General features: G+C 48.0%; 1 protein-coding gene and 1 tRNA gene. Both read left to right on the forward strand.

Annotated features, from left to right (window positions below; all coding sequences use genetic code 11):
* Positions 1–573: 573 nt before the first annotated feature.
* Positions 574–750 carry a hypothetical protein gene (locus ACTNBU_RS12540; protein WP_441034433.1) on the forward strand — a complete coding sequence of 59 codons (177 nt, stop codon included), beginning with the start codon at positions 574–576 and terminating at the stop codon, positions 748–750.
* Between the two features lie 193 nt (positions 751–943).
* Positions 944–1,018, forward strand: a tRNA-Thr gene (locus tag ACTNBU_RS12545).
* The last annotated feature ends 551 nt before the right edge of the window (positions 1,019–1,569 follow it).

A 1,569-nucleotide genomic window follows, 5' to 3' on the forward strand; every position in this document is an offset into this window, starting at 1 on the left:
AGTTAAGCTCATCTCTGCCGACGATACTTGGCTGGTGACGGCCCGGTAAAATAGGTAGCGCCAACACTTGAACGGCAGTCGTCAGACTGCCGTTTTCTTTTGCCCTGACAAGCCGCTGCATTGCCTGTCGTCTACAGGAACTCTCCATGGATACCAGCCCTTTCGATTTCTGCCGATCAGATCAGTAAAGGGGCTGCTTTTGCTCCGTCGCTTCCGTGAGATCCAGGGGTCTGAGCGGATGTATCTCTGCAATAAGATTGCATGCAGGCGGGCAAAAATGAAATGTAAAGGGAGACAACTTATTTTTTGAAATTTATAAAAAGCATTGTGCAGCCGGAGCTCTGTCCAGAGAAAATTTACGGGAAAAACAGAGAAAATGAAAAGGGAAAAGGTTTTATGTCGATTTCATCTACAGGGGGGCAATTGGGGGAAAACTAGAGGGTGAGTTGTGGAAAACTCCGTAGAAAAGGTGGAAAAGCAAGGGTGATACAGGAAAAATCCGTGTGGAAAACTCTGTGGACAATGTGAATAACTCTTTGTAGAGGAAAAATATAAAAAGTATTATGTAAATAAATGACGGGAAATGGCGGAGGCTGGGAACCGTCGAAAACAGCGAGGTCCCTCGAACGTGGTTCCGGGAAAAAAGAGAGGGGCTGGATAAAATTAGAAGAAATGGACGGATTCGGGAAAAAGATTGACAAAATGACAAAAGTAATTTTGCAGGATGACATGCAAAAATACGGATTGTAATATCAGTATTGTCCGGATGGCCGGAATGACGGAGGCACAGAATTATAGGTTGACGTGCCGGGAATGTTGTGATATAATATCATGCGTGTCTGAGAAGAGGCTTGTATCAGACAAAATCAGTCCATGCTGGAATAGCTCAGTCGGTAGAGCAGCTGATTCGTAATTACCAGACCGGGCGAAGACAATCAAATACGCTGATGTGGCTCAATGGCAGAGCATCTCACTCGTAATGAGAAGGTTGTGGGTTCGATTCCCACCATCAGCTCCAATAATCCCCGAATATCGGCTGATATTTGGGGATTGTTGTATTTTTACACCCGCTTTCATTTTTTCTGCCTTGTGCCGTGTTGGGGTTGAAAAACTGCTGTTGTAGCTTACTTTTTAACTCAGAGTCAGTCAAGACCCACAACCTGACCCACACGGGGAAATATCCGGAAACAACGCAAGAACGCCGGACGTAAAATCCGGCGCTCCCGCTGTGTGTCGACCTTGTTTTTTACATTACCTGTGTCATGATGCTTCCCATGGTTCGGGCAGCCTCGTCCTGTTTCTGGCGCGTAGCGTGGGTGTAGGTGCGGAGGGTGAACCTGGCGTCGTAGTGACCCAGCATCCTTCCGCCCGTGATCTGTACCCCGAGAAGCCCCGGACCTATCGCCAGCAGGCTCGGGAAAGATATTTGGCATACACCAAGAAGCGCACCCATACTGCACGAGAAACGCGGATGGTTCTCCGCGGGAATTTGCAATATATCCAGAGGGATATCGGCTACATCGAGAAGATGGTGGCCCACGGCGTGTCCTTATCGCTGTTGGGGGATGA

The organism is Dysosmobacter sp. HCP28S3_G4 (assembly GCF_052065175.1).
Classification (GTDB): domain Bacteria; phylum Bacillota; class Clostridia; order Oscillospirales; family Oscillospiraceae; genus Oscillibacter.

Bases quoted from the DNA above. Each gene is read 5' to 3' on its own strand.
- ACTNBU_RS12540 (WP_441034433.1), top strand. From the start codon at position 574: ATGACGGGAAATGGCGGAGGCTGGGAACCGTCGAAAACAGCGAGGTCC.